This window comes from Sinorhizobium fredii NGR234, assembly GCF_000018545.1.
GTDB lineage: Bacteria > Pseudomonadota > Alphaproteobacteria > Rhizobiales > Rhizobiaceae > Sinorhizobium > Sinorhizobium fredii_A.
Map to the genome: position 1 here is coordinate 407442 of NC_012586.1, position 15093 is coordinate 422534.

The 15093-nt window shown below is 61.6% G+C and carries 15 protein-coding genes; 13 read left to right on the plus strand and 2 right to left on the minus strand.

All coding sequences use genetic code 11. From position 1 onward, the window contains the following. Position 1 precedes the first annotated feature (1 nt). The 9 genes from NGR_RS01985 to dhaK all read left to right on the plus strand — a co-directional run bounded on the left by NGR_RS01985 (position 2) and on the right by dhaK (position 8392). Positions 2 to 1099, plus strand: a complete 1098-nt coding sequence (locus tag NGR_RS01985; RefSeq protein WP_012706467.1) for an ABC transporter ATP-binding protein — start codon at positions 2 to 4, stop codon at positions 1097 to 1099. Then, a complete protein-coding gene (locus tag NGR_RS01990) occupies positions 1092 to 2099 on the plus strand; it encodes an ABC transporter ATP-binding protein (protein ID WP_012706468.1) in 1008 nt (335 codons plus the stop codon). Before NGR_RS01985 ends, NGR_RS01990 begins: the two co-directional genes overlap by 8 nt. 41 nt (positions 2100 to 2140) lie before the next feature. After that, positions 2141 to 3775, plus strand: coding sequence for a dihydroxyacetone kinase subunit DhaK (locus NGR_RS01995; RefSeq protein WP_164924037.1), 1635 nt, complete (start codon positions 2141 to 2143; stop codon positions 3773 to 3775). Positions 3776 to 3913: 138 nt separating this feature from the next. Then, a complete protein-coding gene (dhaL, locus tag NGR_RS02000; RefSeq protein WP_432654016.1) occupies positions 3914 to 4534 on the plus strand; it encodes a dihydroxyacetone kinase subunit DhaL in 621 nt (206 codons plus the stop codon). Then, positions 4531 to 4929 (plus strand): dihydroxyacetone kinase phosphoryl donor subunit DhaM, encoded by a 399-nt coding sequence (dhaM, locus tag NGR_RS02005; protein WP_164924038.1) that lies wholly within the window; start codon positions 4531 to 4533, stop codon positions 4927 to 4929. Before dhaL ends, dhaM begins: the two co-directional genes overlap by 4 nt. Further along, positions 4929 to 5273, plus strand: a complete 345-nt coding sequence (locus NGR_RS02010; RefSeq protein ID WP_012706472.1) for an HPr family phosphocarrier protein — start codon at positions 4929 to 4931, stop codon at positions 5271 to 5273. The genes dhaM and NGR_RS02010 overlap by 1 nt, the downstream gene beginning before the upstream one ends. Next, a complete protein-coding gene (locus tag NGR_RS02015; RefSeq protein ID WP_012706473.1) occupies positions 5257 to 6870 on the plus strand; it encodes a putative PEP-binding protein in 1614 nt (537 codons plus the stop codon). Before NGR_RS02010 ends, NGR_RS02015 begins: the two co-directional genes overlap by 17 nt. Continuing rightward, entirely contained in the window at positions 6871 to 7281 is a 411-nt protein-coding gene (locus NGR_RS02020) for a hypothetical protein (RefSeq protein ID WP_012706474.1), read from the plus strand. A 115-nt stretch (positions 7282 to 7396) separates the two neighbouring features. After that, positions 7397 to 8392 carry a dihydroxyacetone kinase subunit DhaK gene (gene dhaK, locus NGR_RS02025; RefSeq protein ID WP_012706475.1) on the plus strand — a complete coding sequence of 332 codons (996 nt, stop codon included), beginning with the start codon at positions 7397 to 7399 and terminating at the stop codon, positions 8390 to 8392. A gap of 761 nt (positions 8393 to 9153) precedes the next feature. Here dhaK and NGR_RS02030 read toward each other — a convergent pair. Next, positions 9154 to 10788 (minus strand): ATP-binding protein, encoded by a 1635-nt coding sequence (locus NGR_RS02030; protein ID WP_012706476.1) that lies wholly within the window; start codon positions 10786 to 10788, stop codon positions 9154 to 9156. A gap of 190 nt (positions 10789 to 10978) precedes the next feature. Between NGR_RS02030 and NGR_RS02035 the strand changes: the two genes are divergently transcribed. Continuing rightward, positions 10979 to 11611 carry a CGNR zinc finger domain-containing protein gene (locus NGR_RS02035; RefSeq protein WP_164923809.1) on the plus strand — a complete coding sequence of 211 codons (633 nt, stop codon included), beginning with the start codon at positions 10979 to 10981 and terminating at the stop codon, positions 11609 to 11611. On the opposite strand, the gene NGR_RS02040 is transcribed toward NGR_RS02035, so the two are convergent. Next, complete coding sequence (locus NGR_RS02040) at positions 11583 to 12311, minus strand: GntR family transcriptional regulator (RefSeq protein ID WP_012706478.1); 729 nt, start codon at positions 12309 to 12311, stop codon at positions 11583 to 11585. The two genes, NGR_RS02035 and NGR_RS02040, sit on opposite strands and share 29 nt — an antisense overlap. A gap of 103 nt (positions 12312 to 12414) precedes the next feature. Between NGR_RS02040 and NGR_RS02045 the strand changes: the two genes are divergently transcribed. From NGR_RS02045 to NGR_RS02055, 3 genes are all read left to right on the plus strand, one after another. Then, a complete protein-coding gene (locus NGR_RS02045; protein WP_012706479.1) occupies positions 12415 to 13290 on the plus strand; it encodes a fumarylacetoacetate hydrolase family protein in 876 nt (291 codons plus the stop codon). Between the two features lie 24 nt (positions 13291 to 13314). After that, positions 13315 to 14268 (plus strand): VOC family protein, encoded by a 954-nt coding sequence (locus NGR_RS02050; protein ID WP_012706480.1) that lies wholly within the window; start codon positions 13315 to 13317, stop codon positions 14266 to 14268. A 94-nt stretch (positions 14269 to 14362) separates the two neighbouring features. Beyond that, on the plus strand, positions 14363 to 15055 hold the full coding sequence (locus NGR_RS02055) for an SDR family NAD(P)-dependent oxidoreductase (RefSeq protein ID WP_240545095.1): 693 nt from the start codon (positions 14363 to 14365) through the stop codon (positions 15053 to 15055). Positions 15056 to 15093: the final 38 nt, after the last annotated feature.

Consider the following 15093-nt stretch of genomic DNA (forward strand, 5'->3'; position numbering starts at 1 on the left):
GATGTCCGAGATCAAGATCGTAAACCTCCGCAAGCAGTTCGGCGATTTCATCGCCGTCCAGGATTCGAGCTTCACCGTCGAGGACGGCGAGTTCCTGGCGCTGCTCGGTCCCTCCGGCTGCGGCAAGACGACGACGCTTCGAATGATCGCCGGGCTCGAACTGCCGACCAGCGGCAGGATCTATCTCGACGGCGAGGACGTCACCTTCAACCGCGCGAGCGCCCGCGACATCGCCTTCGTCTTTCAGCTCTTCGCCCTCTATCCGCACATGAATGTGCGCCGGAACATCGGTTTCCCGCTCCTGTCCCAGGGCGTGCCGAAGGCGGAAATCCGGGCTCGCGTCGAGGAGACCGCGAGGCTCTTGAGGATCGACCATATCCTTGACCGGTCGGTGTCGGGCCTCGCCGGCGGTGACCGCCAGCGTGTCGCGCTCGGCCGCGCGATTATCCGGCGGCCGAAATGTTTCCTGATGGACGAGCCGCTCGGAACGCTCGATGCGGAATTCCGCGAAGTCATGGTCCATGAGTTGCGCGAGCTGCACAACCGCATCCATGCGACGACTGTCTACGTGACCCATGACCAGCACGAGGCGATGGCGATGGCCGACAAGATCGCGGTGATGAACCATGGCGTCATCGAGCAGTACGGCACGCCGCGGGAAATTTACGATCGCCCCGCTTCGATGTATGTCGCCGACTTCATCGGATCGCCGCCGATGAATTTCATGCGCTTCCATTCGGGGCTCAACAAGGGGATGCGGTCGATCTTCCTCGATGATGTCGAGGTTGCCGTGCCGGAGGTGGGGGAGGACGTCGCACCGGGCGAAATGGCGCTCGGCATCCGTCCGGAACATATCCGCTTCAGTGATCAGTCCCCCATCCGCGGCGCCGTCTATGGCAGCGAATATCTCGGCACCAACCAGATCGTCGCGGTCGAGACCGCTGTCGGCATCGTCAAGGCGCGCGTTTCGGCCGATCACAGCTTCAGGCTCGGCGAAGCCGTCGGCCTCGAATTCAATCCGGCCAACATCGCCGTCTTCGATTGCGTCTCCGGCAGGGCGATCGCCTCCTCCCTTTACGCGGAGGCGCGCCATGGCTGAGGTCGTTCTTCACGGTATCGGTAAGACCTTCGGCGACACGGTCGCGGTCGACGATCTGTCGCTCACCGTCAGGGATGGGGAATTCGTGGTCCTCCTTGGGCCGACGGGTGCCGGCAAGACGACGACGCTCCGTTTGATCGCCGGACTCGAAAGACCGGATTGCGGGCGGATAGCGATTGGCGGTCGTGATGTCGGCGCCCACTCGCCGGCCGACCGGGACGTGGCCTTCGTCTTCCAGCAATATTCGCTCTATCCGCACCTAAGCGTCTACGACAATCTCGCCTTTCCGCTACGCTCGCCGGCACGCCGGCTCGGCGCCGAGGAGATCGACCGCCGCGTGCGCGAGGTGGCGCGCATGGTTCGGATCGAGCACAAGCTGCAGAACCGCTCGACTCGGCTTTCGGGCGGTGAGATGCAGCGCGTGGCGATCGGCCGCGCGCTGGTGCGCCGTCCGGCGATTTACCTCATGGACGAACCGCTGTCTTCACTCGATGCAAAGCTCAGGGCAGAGCTTCGGCTGGAACTGAAGCGGATCCAGAAAGAATTGAGCTCCACACTGCTCTACGTCACCCATGACCAGGTGGAGGCGATGACGATGGCCGATCGCATCGGCATCCTGTCCGAGGGGAAGCTCGTGCAGATCGGCACGCCGCGGGAGATCTATGCGGACCCGGCCAATCTGCACGTCGCCGCGCGCCTCGGCCAGCCGCACATAAACCTGCTTCCCATAGACCTTCTGCCCGGGGCCACACCACCTTCCGGCGCGCTGACGATCGGCGCGCGGACAGAACATCTGGAGATCGCGACCAACGCTCGGGGGAATGCCGAGGTGGACTGGATCGAGCACCTTGGCGACCAGAATCACCTGCATATCCGGGTGAAGGGCCACAAGCTCGTGACACTCGCAGATCCCCATCTCTCTATCAAACCAGGGGACCAGATCAGCCTCACGCTGAGACAGCCCCTTTATTTTGGGTCCGAGGGAGAGCGGTTGCGCTGACGCTACGGCGACCGATCGACGAGGCAATTTGGATGAGTACGATGAAGCACTTTTTCAACCGCAGGGAAAACATCGTTACCGAAGCATTGGACGGCCTGCTGCAGACCGCACCGGCCGGTAGCCTGGCGCGGCTCGACACCTATCCCGACATCAAGGTCGTCCTGCGCGGCGACTGGGACAAGGCGAAGGTCGCGGTCATCTCAGGCGGGGGGGCCGGCCATGAGCCATCGCATGCGGGTTTTGTCGGGAGAGGCATGTTGACCGCGGCGGTTTCCGGCGAGATCTTCGCTTCGCCGAGCGTCGAGGCGGTGCTGACGGCGATCCGCGCGGCGACCGGGCCGAAGGGCTGCCTGCTGATCGTCAAGAACTATACCGGCGATCGCCTCAACTTCGGGCTCGCAGCTGAAAAGGCGCGCGTCGAAGGCTTTCGCGTCGAGATGGTGATCGTTGCCGATGACATCGCGCTCCCGGATATCGTTCAGCCACGCGGTGTTGCGGGAACGCTCTTCGTCCACAAAATCGCCGGTCACCTCGCTGAGTGCGGCGCCGGTCTCGAGACCGTTGCCGCCGCCGCCCGCTCGGCGGCGCGCGATATTGTTTCGCTCGGCGTTTCGCTCTCCTCCTGCTCGATTCCCGGCCAGGCCCATGCGGAACGGCTCGAGGCGGACGAGGGGGAACTGGGGCTCGGCATCCACGGCGAACCCGGTGTCGAACGGATCGCCCTGCAGGAGGCGCGCAGCATCGTTGCGACCATGTCCGAGCGGCTTTCCAGAGCTTTGCGCGGGGGCGGCGGCTATGCGCTTCTCATCAACAATCTCGGTGCCGTGCCGCCGATCGAGATGGGACTGATCGCTCACACGGTCCTGTCCTCCTCACTCGCCGAGCGTGTGAAGCTGACGATAGGCCCAGCGCCGCTGATGACGGCGCTCAACATGAACGGCTTTTCGCTTTCCCTGATGCGGCTTGATGGGGAGCGCGAGGCAGCTTTGAAAGCGCCCGTCGGGCCGCACGCCTGGGTACCCGCAGTCGAGCGGCATGATGTCACCGTGCTGCCGGCGATTGCCGCGCTGGCCAAGCAGCCCGTGCCGGCCAGTCACGATCCGGCCGCCGATCGGCTGATCGCGGCGATTTGCGATCACCTGCTCTCGCTCGAAGCTGAGCTCAACCACCTCGACGCACGCGCCGGTGATGGCGATACCGGCTCGACCGTGGCGACAGGCTCGCGCAGCGTCCTGGCGCAGATCGAAAGGCTGCCGCTGAAGGACGTCGCCGCGACACTCTCGTCGATCGGCAGCATTCTCAGCACCAGCATGGGCGGCTCGAGCGGCGTGCTTCTGTCGATCTTCTTCACCGCCGCCGCCAAGGCCTATTTGGACACGAAGGACATGGCGGGGGCGCTGCTGGCGGGACTGGAACGGATGACCTTTTACGGGGGGGCAGGGGTCGGCGACCGCACCATGGTGGATGCTTTGGACCCGGCACTGCGCGCCCTCAAGGCCGGCGGTCTGGCCGCGGCCGCTTCCGCAGCGCGCGCTGGTGCCGACGCAACGCGGGCGATGAAGAAGGCGAAGGCCGGGCGCGCTTCCTATGTCGGCGAAAGAGACCTCGACGGCATACCCGATCCGGGAGCCATGGCGGTGGCCGCGGTCTTCGAAGTCGCGGCGGGGCTTCGTTAATGCATGTCGCCCTAGACTGTGCACCGGTTTGGGGATGACGACAGCACGAACCCTTTAGAATGCAAACGTGCCTTTAGCACATGCTCTAACGATGGCGGCCGATCGCGAGTAAGATCGAGCGAGGGTTGGTAAAAGGTGTTGGTCGTGCTGGCAAATGCAGCGCTTATAGGCGGGTTGATCGAGGTCTGCCGCGAGGCGATCGCCGCCAATGCCGATCACCTGTCGGAGCTCGACAGGGCGATCGGCGACGGAGACCACGGCATCAATATGCGGCGCGGGTTGGAGGCGGTCTATGCCGAGCGAAACCGGCTCGCAGAGCTTGCCCTGCCGAAAGCCTTGGAGGAGATCGGCTTGACGCTCGTCATGAGCGTTGGCGGCGCGGCCGGTCCGCTCTACGGGACGCTGCTGATCGCGATCGGCCGCCAGTTGGGCGGTGCGAACGGCCAGCAAGACTTCGCACGCGCGCTCGAGCATGCCATCGATGCCGTCGCCCGGCGCGGCCGCGCAAGCCCCGGCGACAAGACTCTGCTCGACGTGCTTTACCCTGTGCATGCCGAAGTGGTAAGGCGCGCGGGACTGGCAGGTATTTCCGAGCAGGCGGAAAGGGCGGCAAGCCTCACTTTCGGCATGAGGGCGATGCGCGGGCGTGCCGCGTTTCTCGGCGACCGGTCGATCGGGCATGTCGATCCGGGCGCGAAGAGTTGTGCGCTGCTGACGGCAGCGATCTGTCGTTTCTTGGAGGAGCAATGTCCGGCATGATTCCGAAATCTGCAAATGTCGGCATCGTCATCGTCTCACATTCTCCGCTCGTAGCGGAGGGCGCCGCCGACATGGTGCGCCAGATGGTCGGCGATTGCGTGCCGCTCGCCTGGTCGGGCGGAAACGCCGTAGGTGGTCTCGGTACGCATGCAGCCGGCATATTGGCAGCGATCGAACGGGCCTGGTCGGATGCGGGGGTCGCCGTCTTCGTCGATCTGGGCGGGGCGGAGACCAATAGCGAAATGGCGATCGAAATGCTCGGCGAGCCGCGTTCTGGAAAAGTGATCATTTGCGACGCGCCTCTGGTCGAGGGGGCTGTGATGGCCGCCGCTGAAGCATCGGGCGGTGCGGTTCTCGCCCGCGTCGTGGCGACCGCGCAGGAGCTGTCGCCGTGATGGATAACAGGTCGCGACGGGAAGCGCCGGAAGCAGTCGATACGCACGGTTACTACAAGGCGGAGATCGAGGTGACTCACGGCTTCGGGCTGCATGCTCGTCCGTCGGTCATCTTCACGCGGCTCGCAAAGTCGTTTCCCTGCAGCGTTGAGATCGAGGTCAACGACAGCCACGTCTGGCTGAACGGTAAGAGCATCGTCAAGATCATGGGGGCAAAGATTCGCAGGGGCTCGATGCTTAAAATCCGCGCCCGAGGTTTACGGGCCGCCGAAGCGATCCATGCCCTCAAGGCGCTTGTCGAGCGCGACTTCGATGAAGCAAAGAAGCATGGCCGAAGCGCTTGAAATCGCCGGAACCGCCGCCTCTCCGGGCGTGGGGCTCGGACCGGTCCATCGCGCCACCGATGTCACGGCAGAGGTGCTTGCGCTGCCCGACACCGTGGCCGCGGAGCGCGACAAGCTGCGGCAGGCCGTCGCTACCGCCCTTGCGGAGCTCCAGGCGCTCGCGGACCGGTCGGACGAGGAGAGCGCCGGCATCCTCGGTTTCCAGATCGAGATGCTGCTCGATCCGGCTCTCGCCGAAATGGCCGAGGACCGGATCGTCGCCGGCGATGGCGCCGCTCTCGCTTGGATCGGGGCCCTGGACGAATATATCGCCGGTATCAAGGAGGCGCCCGATGAGCAGCTGCGCGCCCGCGCGGTCGACATCGTCGATATCCGCAATCGCGTCATGAGCGCGCTCACGGGTCGCCCTCTGGACGGTTTCGCGCCGGGTTCGGTCTTCGTCGGCAAGGACCTTGAGCCAAGCCGCTTCCTTGCGCATGACTGGACCGCCGGCGGCGGAATCGTCCTCTTTGAAGGCAGCGTTTCAAGCCACGTGGCAATGCTTGCGCGTGGCCGCTGTGTGCCCATGGTCGTGGCGACGGGGCAGTTCGAAGTGGCTGACGGCGCACGCGTGCTCATTGATGCGAACAACGGCCGAGTCGTTGTTGCGCCCGACGACTCGCATGTTCGCCAGGCGAAACCGGCAAGAGCTGAAGCAACCCCGATCGCCGCGCGCCGCGCCGGCGGTGTGGTCGAAACCGCCGACGGCGTTGCGATCCGGCTGTCCGCCATCATCAACGATCCAGCGGAGCTCAAGGCCGTTGATCCCGCTTCCTTCGCCGGCATCGGTCTGATGCGGACCGAATTTCTGGTGGCTTCGCCCGCGGATGCCGTCGACGAGCAAAGGCATTACGACATCTACCGGCAAGCACTGGAATGGGCCGGCGACGCGCCGGCGATCGTGCGCATGCTCGATCTAGGCGGTGAAAAGACATTGCCGGGCATGGGGGACAGGAAGAGTGAATCCTTCCTGGGCCTTAGAGGCATCCGGCTGCTCCTGGCACGGCCGGCGCTTGCCCGCGCCCAGGTGCGCGCGCTGTTGCGCGCCGCCGTGCACGGCGATCTAGGCGTCCTCTTGCCGATGGTGACGGTGCCGGACGAGCTCGACGCGATGCGGACCTACTTCGAAGAGGAGCGTGCCGATCTGTTCAGGCACGGGGTGGAGACGCGCATGCCGGAGATCGGTATGATGGTGGAGGTTCCGGCGGCGGCGCTGATGCTCGAGCGCTTTTCGCACTCGGCTTTTTTTTCCTTCGGCACGAATGACCTGGCGCAATATCTGATGGCCGCCGCACGAGACGACCAATCCGTGGCCGCACTTTACGACGCCGCCACGTCAGCGGTGCTGAGGGTGATCGCGCAAGGCGTCGGGCATGCCGAGGCGATGAAAAAGCCGATCGGGATTTGCGGCGAGATGGCCTCCGACCCCCGACATATACCGGCGCTCATGGCCGCGGGCCTTCGCCACTTCTCCGTGGCCCCCAATCGCGTGACTGACATACGATCCACAATCGGCGGCTTTTACTCGGACGGCCGGGCCGCGGCGGAGATGAAATGAATGTCGCGCGAGACGGTTGAAGACCCCATCATCGCTTACAAGACGATCCTGGCGCAGATTATCGACAATCGGCCGTCAGGAACCCGTCAGCGGCTCGCAGAAGCACTCGGCAAGCATCGCAGCTTCGTCACTCAGGTGACGAGTCCGGCCTATTCGACCCCGCTGCCGGCGCGCCACCTCGCGGCGATCTTCCGCGTCTGCCATTTTAGCCTGGGCGAGCAGGAACGCTTTCTTCAGGCCTATCAGTCAGCGCACCCCGGCAAGCTGCCGGATTTCGGAAGTGCGCAAAAGCTGCGCCAGCTCTCGCTGATCGTTCCCGATCTGGGCGACGAAAAGAAGAACCGCCTGTTCGACGAGGCGATAGCAGAACTCGTCCGGAATATGGCGAAACTGGTCGGAACGATGGATTAGAGGGTTGTGATGTGTTTCAGTATGTCGCTGCCTCCGGCAGAGCCCTCTGCATTCGTGTCGGATCGGGCGGCGATTTGCGCGAGGCAGGAGAGCACGGCGTCGTGGGAAGGGCAGGATGAAGAAATTCATGAACCGAGCCGAGACGTTGGTTGCTGAGAGCCTGGCGGGCCTTGTGTCGGCCCACGAACGGCTGGTGACCTTCGGAGCCGACGGGAAGTTCGTTCGCCGGCGCAGCCTTCGGCCGGGCAAGGTCTCGCTCATCTCGGGCGGCGGTGCCGGGCACGAGCCGATGCATGTCGGCTTTGTTGGGAGAGGTATGCTGGATGCCGCGTGTACCGGGCATGTCTTCACTTCTCCAACGCCAGACCAGATTGTTGCCGCGATCCGGGAAACGGACCGGGGCGAGGGATGTCTGCTCATCGTTAAGAACTATGACGGCGATGTCATGAATTTCGAGATGGCCGCCGAACTCGTCGCGGCGGAGCACCGGATCGCCACCGTCGTGGTGCGCGACGACGTCGATCCCGGCGGGTCGAAGCGCAGCCAAGGCAGGAGAGGAGTTGCAGGAACCGTTGTGATGGAGAAGCTGCTCGGGGCGGCGGCGGAGGCCGGCTGGCGGCTCGATGAACTGAGCGCGCTCGGCGAGAGCCTGAACGGTCGCATCCGCACGATGGGGGTTTCGCTGCGTGGTGTTACCGTGCCCGACACGGAGCGGGAGACCTTCGTTCTCCCTGAGGATGAAATGGAGATCGGGGTAGGCATCCATGGAGAGCCGGGACGCGCACGGGTCAAGTTCGCCACCGCCGACGAAATTGTGGAAACCATGCTGGAGGCAATCTTAGGCGAGTTGGCATCGGAACGTGATGAAAATCTCCTTATGTTCATCAACGGCTACGGTGGTACACCGGCATCGGAGCTTTACCTCGTATACAATTCTGCGAAAGCGCAGTGCGAGCGCCTCGGCCTTACGATCGCCCGGCCGCTGGTCGGGACCTACGTGACCTCTTTGGACATGGCGGGGCTGTCAATCACCGTCGCGCGTCTTGCGGAACGAGAGCTTTCGCTGTGGGACGCGCCGGTCGACACCGCGGCGCTGCGCTGGGGAGGTTAATTTAATCCTGCCCTCTGCGCGCCGCAGCCCGAGGCGGGTACGCTTCGTGGCAGCATGATGTTTTTGCTCAGAACAGGTCCCAGGGCGACGCCATTCGGATGACGTTCGCGACAAATTTATGACCATGCCACGGGCCGCAACAGGCGCGCCTGATGGCGCGCAGGTAGGAAACTGCTGGGCCCGCCATTTGCACCGTTCCTCGACTGGCCGAGAGCTGTTCGTAGCGAGAAAATTGCCAATCAACGGCATACGATACGGCGGGGGGTGCGCAGGCCTGCTCTTTGGCGGGATGTTCATTGCCGCTGGCGGTCCGGGCTTCGCGGGATTCCGCAATTGTCGATCGATACGCTCGTCGCAGGGGCCACGATCGCCATTCCAGTTCGACGCCTTAAACCGAGTACTCGAAGCCCATGTGGCACAAGAGGACGCAGTTCGCATCAAGTCGACTGCATCGGAGTAGGAGCTTGAACCGCGGCAACTTCGCCTTTGTTTTCTAGACACTATGCCCGGCGAGTCAACAACTGAACGATCTCGTTTCGGGCTCCAAAGATCACATAATGTATCAACCGGAACAGCATGCCATAATCGGCCGGTCCGACGTTCAAATCCGTGCAAGGTGTTTAGCTCAGAATTTGGCTCAGCCAAGGAAGATGAGCCAAAGGAAGAAATCATAATTCTCATAGGTTTACCGGGCATTTTCCCTCAGTTTGGCTCAGAGCTTTGGTTCGAGTGAGACTGATAAGCTCTAGTTTGAGCCAAACTCATGGAATGCTGTAACGCGTGCCGCTGCGAATCCCGCTGGATATCAATCGCCCATCTTTCACCAGTTGCTCAACGCTTCGGCGGATCCGCGACCTTGGGATCTCAGAGCCAACTCGCTTATGGATATCGCCGATCTTTGATTGTGGGTAGCGACCGACATCTTCGACAATGAGCGCGAAAAGCCTGTGTGGCTCTATACGTTTGAGAGTGGTCCCTCCGATGAAGTCGTGACGCCGGAGCATTTCTGGATCCACAAAATAACGCGTGGCTTGCGTGCGGCCGGCGCTCCTGACGAGTTGCCATTCCAGAAGTCGCTTGATCCAGGGCTGAAGTGCATCGATCGAAGGAAGTTCAATTTGGGCAGCAAGCTCACGCGCCGTCAACGCATCATGTTGGGCGAGAAGGCCAAGCGCAATACGCTCCCGTTGAGTGAGTTGGTATGTGTCGTCAGCCTTGGCGATGAAGTCGATGATTTCCGGCTTCAATATGCGACGGCGAATGGTGACCTGCACTCGGTCATGTTGCTCAACCAGTTCCGGTGCCGGCCGGCCCTGTGAAAGTAGCACCTCATAGACTTTGTCGTATCCGCTTCCCTCTCTTTCCATAAGCTTGAGGTCGTGGAAAAGCCGAGCCAAGTGTTCATTGCGTCGTACCGTCGTATGAAGCACGTTCTGTGGAGTAACTCCTAGAGGGAGCAGCCCGGGATTGACGACTTCCAATCGATCCGGATGGAGATTGAGGAAAATGTCTCCCCGCTGCGTATAGGGCCTATGGACGAGCGCGTTGACTAGCAATTCGCGAACTACAACTTCGTCGAATGCTGGGACATTCTGCCGGAAGAGACCATCGGGCAATTCGTAGGACTCTTTGAAGTCGGGAACTTCCTGCCAAACGGCTTCTACCAGTTCCATAGGGTTGAGGGCGTGATCATCCCAGACGATCTTATTGACCTTCTGCCCATGATCGTCGAACTTGATGAACTGGAGCACCGGCGCTGTTATCAGCTGTGCCCTCCGAAACTGCTTTCCGACACAAAGGACACCGAGATTGGTGAGATACTCGCCTTGAGCCAACAAGTAGTGGTCCAGCAGCTCGTTCGGCGTCTTTTCCTTCACCGAGGACTTGACGCGATCAGACGCTCGTAGTCCCGTAACGATAGCATCGACCTTTACCGCGTCCAGTTCGGATCGAGGGATCTGCAACGAAATCTGCGTTTCCCATGGCAGTGCGGCGCGTTCGGATGCCAATCGCATGACATCATCGCCGGTGACCGGTTTGCTTTGGTCGGCCACACGAAGGTAGTAGCGACCGTCGGTCGTTGACGCGACGGCAAGAGATCTCGGAACTGTAAGCTCAATGTACTGGCCGCCGTTGATCGCCGTTACGATGTTTGGCAGGCCGATTACATTCACGGTTCTTTCCGCAAGCTTTCGCCGCAGCAAATCCGGCAGATCAGATTGAACACGTTGTTCTGCAGGGGGCAGCTCGTGACCATCTTCAATTCCGATCTTCAGAGTTCCGCCGGCGGCATTGGCAAAGGCAATGCAGTCTTTCGCCAACTCGGCCCAATTTGCGGTATTGCCGGTCACAGCCCGGAGCGATTTTTGGTCGGACAGGTGACCTTCCAAACTCAAGACTTTGTTCTTCCTTTGTTTTTCTAAGCAGACTAGCTGACAAAATATGCTGTCCGTTGAAGGAATCTTATGTGTTTTGTATCAGCTTGTCGGGTTTTTATCCAACCCGGTTTGCTGCCGCTGATGATAATGGCACCGCACGCTGGAAGGAACGATTCATGTTTGCCCAGAATTCGTTCCTCCTCGCAATATGCCACGACAATCGCTATATACGGAACTGACTAAGGTGGTTCCTATGCGACATGAATTTTCCGAAGGCGATCTTGCGTTTCGCTTTACATCCCATCGGCTGTGCCTCGATTTTCTTTCGACGATCGGCGAGGTCGGGCATAGGGATATTGAGCGAATTGGCACTCCCACATCCTATTCCCGGTGGATCGCAGCCTCGGGAATTCTCGATCGCGAACCACTCGTTTCAGTGACGGATGTCGAGGATGCGGTGGAGTTCCGGCGAATATTGCGGAGCTTCTTCTCGGATGTCACTGCCGAGATCAGGCCGCCTGCCAATGTGATCCGCGCGATCAACGATACGTCGCGTCGTCCCATTCCCTGGATGGAACTGGCAGATGACGGATATACTGTCTCGCGCCGCGCCGTTGCTCCGGCTCAGGCCGCGCTCGCCTCCGTCGCGCGCGACGCGCTTCTGCTGGTGTCGGAAGGCCTGCTTCCCCGTGTCAAGCAATGCAACGATCCGACATGCAACATGTTCTTCCTCGACAACAGTCGCGGAAACAACCGGATCTGGTGCTCAACAGAGGGGCGCGGCTGCGGCAACAAGGCCAAGAAGCGAGCGTTCAGGAAGCGTCACTCGGAACCATCTTGATAGGTTCCTCGCCGCCGCCATCCAGCCGCCGGCCGGCGGCCTCGCTGATGAGCATCGCGGTGCGTGACAGATGCGTTTCCATCAGCCGGCATGCATTTTCCGGATCTCTCTGAAGGGCGGCCTGCGCCAGAGCGTCATGTTCCGCCGCAACGTCGCGGTGATCCGCATCGACCGGTATGGACAGCCTGCGATAACGCTCAGCGCGGTCGAATAAGGTCTGCCGGATACCGAGCAGGGTCTGGTTTCGGCACCCGGCGACCAGCGCGACGTGGAAGTTCGCATGGGCTTCACTCCATGCCGCCGACATTTCGTCGTCGGATCCACGCTGCTCCCGCGGCGTTCCGTTCAGTCGGTAAAGCGCTGCCACGACTTGACTTTCCCAGGCGAGATCGCCCTGCGCGATGGAGAGGCGAAGACAGGCGCATTCGACTTCGATCCGCGCCTGCGTGAGGTCGAACATATCCTCTAGAGATACGCCCGTTACCTGAAATCCACGCTTGGCGTATGCATGCAGCAACCCTTCACCTTCCAGACCTGAAAGAGCTTCGCGGACAGCGCCAAGGCTAACGCCGAACTCCTCGCAGACATCGTTAATGACGATCCGTTCGCCTGGCTGCAGCTCGCAGCGAAGAATCCGTTGTCTCAACGTGCGGCGAACCAGAGCCGCGTTATTTTGCTTCTGATGGTCCATAGCCAACATATAGCCCCTCGGGACGAAAACGCATTACGAATATAAAAATATATTATTGCGTTGACAATGTCAGATTTGTGGGAGTATCTCTAACTCACAAATGGAGGAAAACATGCGCTTTCTAGCCTACACGCAAGGAAATCAGACCGGAGTCGCGGTTTTATCAAACGGGGAATGGCGCGGGGCGGCTGATGCAGGAACTACCTATGCAGGTTCCATTCAGGCCTGGATTGAGCAGGGAGGCGAGGCCCTCTGGCTTGCGGGCGACCGACTTTCGCGTGAACCGATAGTCGATCTCGCCAATGTCGACCTGCTTCCGCCCATCCTCCGACCGGGCAAGATCGTCTGCGTGGGCCTGAATTACGCTGATCATACGGAGGAGAGCGGCTACAAACAGCCCGACCATCCAACCCTGTTTCCCCGGTTCACATCCAGCCTGATTGCGGCGGGAGAACCGATCGTGCGGCCCTTCGTGTCCGAGACCCTCGATTTCGAAGGAGAGTTGGTTGCCGTCATAGGACGCCGCGGCCGGCATATTTCCAAGCATGACGCGCTCGATCACGTCGCCGGCTACTCGATTTTCAACGATGCATCCATTCGCGAATTCCAGCACCGGACCCCTCAGTGGACGCTTGGCAAGAATTTCGACGGGACGGGCTCGTTCGGCCCCTGGTTCGTGACGGCCGATGAATTGCCGCGCGGCGCGGCGGGTCTCCGCATCGAGACGCGCCTCAACGGCGAGGTGGTGCAGGCGTCGAACACCGATCAGCTGATCTTCGATGTCGCGACGCTGGTATCGACCATTTCGGAAGCGATCACCCTCGAGCCCGGCGATCTCATCGTCACGGGAACGCCGTCCGGCATTGGCCATGCGCGTAACCCGCGTCTCTACATGCGGGCCGGCGATGTGGTGGAGGTCGAGATCCAGTCGATCGGAACACTCAGGAATCCTGTTGTCGACGAGCCGCTCCAGCGCGCGGCCAGTTGATCGAAAAGGGAGGGGAGGCCCCAGATGACCGCAAACAGAGGACAGATCGGCGCAGAGGCGGTGAACGGACTTCTTGGCGCCCATTCGCTCGACACGTTCAGCTTCGGCGTGCCTGATCTGGATAAAGCGGAGGAGTTTCACCGTGCGTTCGGCCTCGTGACGCGAGAACGCGGCGGCGCATTGGAACTGCGGACCGAGGGCAACGACCATGTGTGGGCCAGGCTGACGGAAGGGCCGAAGAAAGCGCTCTCCTATCTTAGCTTCGGCATCTATGAAGAGGATCTGGAGCGCTTCAAGCGCCACTTGAAGTCCAATGGCGTCCTCGAGACCGACGCGCCTCCGGGCCTTGAATCCAACGGTATCTGGCTGAGGGACTTCGAGGGAACGTTGGTCGAGCTGAAGGTCGCAGCCAAAAGCTCGCCGGATCAGAAGTCCCACGGCGTGATGAACTCCTCGCCTGCCGGGATCGCCGGGGCTCCGAAACGTTCCGCCGCCGGGCTCGTGATGCCTTCCCGCATGTCCCACATCCTGCTTTTCACATCCGATGTCGACCGCGCCGTCGATTTCTACACGCGTGTTCTCGGCCTCGGCCTCTCGGATCGGGCCGGCTCCAACATCGCATTCCTGCACGGCCGTCATGGCAGCGACCACCACATGGTCGCCTTCGTGCGGTCGCATGCGCCCGGCATTCACCACACGAGCTGGGACGTGCCGAGCGTCCATCATGTAGGTCTCGGGGCAATGTGCATGGCGGACCGCGGCTTCTCGCAAGGGTGGGGTGTCGGCCGCCACGTGCTTGGGTCGAACTACTTCCACTACGTGCGTGACCCGTGGGGAAGCTATGCCGAGTACTCCTGCGACATGGACTTCATACCGAAAAACATCGACTGGTCGGCCGCAGACCATGACGACGAGGATGCATTTTATGTGTGGGGGCCGAAGCCTCCAGCCGATTTCGGCGTGAATCACGAGGCCTGACCTCGAACGGCATAAACAGAAAGGTCTGATAGTGGAAAACCGCGTTGAAGGTGCTGCGACAGCAGCGCCAAGGCCTCTTATTGGCAAAAGGATCGTGCTGACCGGCGCAACCGGCGGCCTCGGGCGCGCGATGGCCGTGGCCTTCGCCGCGGCGGGAGCCGACGTCATTCCCGTCGCACGCGGCGGTGAAGCGCTTGAAACGCTTGCCGATGAACTCGGCTCTGCGCCTCTGGCGGTGGATCTGACCGATCCGGCCGTGATCAGCAGCGCCATGAACGGTATCGGCCCGGTTGACGTGCTGGTCAACAATTCTGGCACGAACCGCCCTGGACCCTTTGAAGCGGTCACAGTGCAGGATTTCGACTTGCTCGTGAACCTCAACTTGCGGGGCACCTTTTTCGCAACCCAGTCGCTGCTGCCGCACATACGTGCCGGGGGAGCGATATTGAACGTCGGGTCGCAGATGGGGCACGTCGGGGCCGAAAACCGGACGGTCTACTGCGCGACGAAGCACGCCATCGAGGGGTTCACGAAAGCACTGGCGATCGAGCTTGCGCCCCGCGCCATCCGGGTCGTGTCGATCGCGCCGACATTCATCGAGACGCCGATGACCGCGCCGATGTTCGCCGATCCGACCTTTCGTTCGCAGGTGCTAACCAACATTCCCATGGGACGCATGGGCCGGCCGGAGGACGTGGCGGCGGCTGCCGTTTTCCTGGCGTCGGACGCCGCCGGCATGATCACCGGCACGAGCCTTCTGATCGACGGCGGCTGGACCGCCCATTGAGAAGCAAAAGGAGGATTTGGAGGTGACGTGCGCAAATC

What these genes read in the sequence shown, in the direction of transcription:
- NGR_RS02020 (WP_012706474.1), top strand. Translation starts at nt 6,871, where the DNA reads ATGTCGCGCGAGACGGTTGAAGACCCCATCATCGCTTACAAGACGATC.
- NGR_RS02015 (WP_012706473.1), top strand. Translation starts at nt 5,257, where the DNA reads ATGGCCGAAGCGCTTGAAATCGCCGGAACCGCCGCCTCTCCGGGCGTG.
- NGR_RS02010 (WP_012706472.1), top strand. Translation starts at nt 4,929, where the DNA reads ATGGATAACAGGTCGCGACGGGAAGCGCCGGAAGCAGTCGATACGCAC.
- NGR_RS02035 (WP_164923809.1), top strand. Translation starts at nt 10,979, where the DNA reads ATGCCACGACAATCGCTATATACGGAACTGACTAAGGTGGTTCCTATG.
- NGR_RS01985 (WP_012706467.1), top strand. Translation starts at nt 2, where the DNA reads ATGTCCGAGATCAAGATCGTAAACCTCCGCAAGCAGTTCGGCGATTTC.
- NGR_RS02040 (WP_012706478.1), bottom strand. Translation starts at nt 12,311, where the DNA reads ATGTTGGCTATGGACCATCAGAAGCAAAATAACGCGGCTCTGGTTCGC.
- NGR_RS02050 (WP_012706480.1), top strand. Translation starts at nt 13,315, where the DNA reads ATGACCGCAAACAGAGGACAGATCGGCGCAGAGGCGGTGAACGGACTT.
- NGR_RS02045 (WP_012706479.1), top strand. Translation starts at nt 12,415, where the DNA reads ATGCGCTTTCTAGCCTACACGCAAGGAAATCAGACCGGAGTCGCGGTT.
- NGR_RS01995 (WP_164924037.1), top strand. Translation starts at nt 2,141, where the DNA reads ATGAAGCACTTTTTCAACCGCAGGGAAAACATCGTTACCGAAGCATTG.
- dhaK (WP_012706475.1), top strand. Translation starts at nt 7,397, where the DNA reads ATGAAGAAATTCATGAACCGAGCCGAGACGTTGGTTGCTGAGAGCCTG.
- dhaM (WP_164924038.1), top strand. Translation starts at nt 4,531, where the DNA reads ATGATTCCGAAATCTGCAAATGTCGGCATCGTCATCGTCTCACATTCT.
- NGR_RS01990 (WP_012706468.1), top strand. Translation starts at nt 1,092, where the DNA reads ATGGCTGAGGTCGTTCTTCACGGTATCGGTAAGACCTTCGGCGACACG.